Below are 2,853 nucleotides of genomic sequence, written 5' to 3' on the forward strand. Positions count from 1 at the left end.
GATGTTCTTCAGGGTAATTTTGATGTGCCTCAGGGATCAATTGGTACCTGGTGGTTTGATGAGCCCAGTGGTACGAATGCTCCCGATGCAACATCCTATAACAGGCATGGTACCTTGAATGATGGCGCCTCATTTGTGTCGGGCTTCTATGGAAATGGCGTGAATCTAGGGGGTTCCGGGGCTCAGCCGCATGATATTACTTTCCCGAACCACAGTGACTTTGGTCTTTCTGACAGCTACAGCATGGAAGTATGGCTGAAACCGACCGATGTTACCGGAATTCGCCCGATCCTGGCCAGCAACAATGACCTGGCCATGCGCTATATCCTCTATCTTGATGATGGCGTAGTGACCCACAGGTTGAGTACTTCCGGCAGCTCAATTGATTCGCCCGATCCCTTTGCATCAAGCTGCAGTGTCACGCTGAATGAGTGGAACCATCTTGCCATAATGAGAAGTGGCGGCAGTGGAAATCCGGCAACTATCTATCTGAATAATCAAAGCTGCGGCAGTTTTGAAGATAAGCACTATTCAGGTGGTACCGTTGTTTTCCAGGCGGGTCAAACGAAGCTTGGCAGCAACACCTATTATTATAAAGGCATTATGGATGATATCGTTCTTTATAATAAGACACTCAGTCCCGATGAATTGAAGAAGCGTTATCGTACATGGATGACAGGCGCTGTGGCTGATAATAACTCCGGTACGGTCAATGGGCACGGTATACAGGCGAATGACCGGGTTGTCATTACTTTTGACGGTGAAATTAGTGGGCCGCCGACGATTGATGCCTCTAATATTGATACGGTCCTTGCTCTTAATAATGGTCATACCTGGAAAGATGGGGCCGGTGCCATCGGAAGCGCCGTCTGGTCCAGTGATGGCGGTAATACCAATGATACACTGACCATCACCTTGAATAATATGACGACTACCATAGCTGTAGCAAGCGGCGACATAATTACGCCCGACGGAACCATCAAAGATAGCATCCTGAGGCCGATTTTCGGAACCATCTATGTGAGCGGTACCTTCTCCCCCATTCCGAGTGGCGCCGTGGCCTACTATCAATTCAGTGAAAAGAGCGGCACAAGGATCATTGACGGGACATCGAATAACAACCATATGACCTTCTATAATGGCGCCATAAGGACGACGGGTAAAGTTGGTGATGCCATCAACTTTGACGGTTCTGCCGATTATGCCGAGATTTCCAGCGGATTTACGAATTTCACTTCAAATGCCATTTCTGTCGAGGTCTGGATCCAGGGTGGGGGCCAAAGCCCCGGTACGGGCCATGGACTCGTTGCAGGAGATGCCATGAAGATTGATTACTGGGGCGCAAAAGCCTTCTCAGGTGTGAAGACCGGTGGTACCTGGAAGACAAATCAATGGAGTGGTTCTGCTAATATTAACGATGCTGCATGGAAGCATATCGTTCTAACCTGGGATGGCAGTAATCAAAATATTTACATCAATGGTGTGAAGGATGCTGCTCCCTATCCCACTGCTGGAACACTTGATATACAGGATAAGCTCACTATCGGTCTCGATTCGGCATTTGGCTATTATTACAATGGTATCATTGATGAAGTGGTCATCTACAATAAGGCGCTCAATCAGACCGATGTTACGAATCGCTACACTAATCCCTGAAAAATAAGTTTATTTGGATATAAATGGAAAAGGGCCCCTAATAAAGGGGCCCTTTTCTTAATTGATTAGCAAGTTTTGTATGTATCGAAATAGCCCCTCAAGTCCGCCATAGAGAATTGGTAAATGTGCCGGATTTATTATCCTAAAACAGCAGTTGGATCATGATTTCCAGCGCAACCAGTTGTTTCCGCGGCACTTCCAAAAAATGCCAGCTTAACCTGCGGGTGAAGCTATAATTTATTGAAAGTACTGTGACACCAAAATGTTACACTATCAATTCACGCCCGGCTGCCCTTTCCAGCATTATTTCAAGGTGAACAGGAAGAATAACATAATTTTTTTACATGGCAGGGTACTGTTGTTGATCACAGTAAAATGCGAAAAACTAAAAAGAAGAAAAAAGGCTTTGTCCTTGTCGTTCCTCAGCGAATGCAGGGATATTTTCCTGAAAAGATGGAGAGAAGGTGAAAAGTCGCATCCTGTTCCAGGTCCTTTTCAGGCAGGGCCTTCAAGCTATTTATAACCATTTTGATGGTTGCTTCCTTCTCCGGTTTCTTTTCAGGAAGGCAAAAGAGGGCATCCTTTCCGAATGAAGCCTGATAGAGATAATTCAACTCTATTGTTGCCTCAATATATGCGGGACAATAGTTGGCTTTTATATGGTCCTCTACAGAAAGCTTGGACGTATCGCCCTTATATTCGAAAGCAAGATAATCTTCGCAGGTTTTAAGAAGTGATGCACCGTCGGCGAAGGAGAAAGAAGGCGAAAGAAAAAAGAATAAAAGACAAAATTTGATAATACCCTTTCTCCGTTTTTTGTAAAGTATAGATAAATTTGATTTATTCATAATCCCTCACATGGTTGTCCTGCCATTCCTTATAGTGTCCTATGTATTACACCTTTTTAAAAAGATATTTATAGATTGATTCTGTATTATTCTGTTAATTCTGTCAAATCATTTAGACAATAGTTATTAGTCTTAATCATATCTTCCTCATAAATGCTGATGCTAAGTAAATAAGTAACACTTTAGGAAGATTAAAGCAACAAAGGAAGCTAATGAAAGGGCCGGACCGTACGCCGTTATCGGCAACATATCTAGCAGGTTAAAGTCCTGTCCGGGGAATTGCTCATTCGTCCCGGTAGTACCGTGAAGCAGTATTCGAGTAATCGTGTGCTGTAAGTTTCGCAAGGGC

Annotated in this window: 3 protein-coding genes; 1 reads left to right on the forward strand and 2 read right to left on the reverse strand. The window is 44.3% G+C overall.

Features of this window, described 5'->3' with window-relative positions:
- Positions 1-1,656 (forward strand): LamG domain-containing protein (locus tag OEV42_21530; GenBank protein ID MDH3976851.1); only part of this gene is annotated, 1,656 nt, incomplete at its 5' end.
- A gap of 422 nt (positions 1,657-2,078) precedes the next feature.
- On the opposite strand, the gene OEV42_21535 is transcribed toward OEV42_21530, so the two are convergent.
- Both OEV42_21535 and OEV42_21540 read right to left on the reverse strand, forming a co-directional pair.
- Complete coding sequence (locus OEV42_21535; protein ID MDH3976852.1) at positions 2,079-2,504, reverse strand: Rap1a/Tai family immunity protein; 426 nt, start codon at positions 2,502-2,504, stop codon at positions 2,079-2,081.
- 162 nt (positions 2,505-2,666) lie between these two features.
- Positions 2,667-2,853 (reverse strand): hypothetical protein (locus tag OEV42_21540; protein MDH3976853.1); only part of this gene is annotated, 187 nt, incomplete at its 5' end.

The sequence above is a fragment of the Deltaproteobacteria bacterium genome (assembly GCA_029860075.1).
In the GTDB taxonomy this organism is placed as follows: Bacteria; Desulfobacterota; JADFVX01; order JADFVX01; family JADFVX01; genus JAOUBX01.

Bases quoted from the DNA above. Each gene is read 5' to 3' on its own strand.
- OEV42_21535 (MDH3976852.1), bottom strand. From the start codon at position 2,504: ATGAATAAATCAAATTTATCTATACTTTACAAAAAACGGAGAAAGGGT.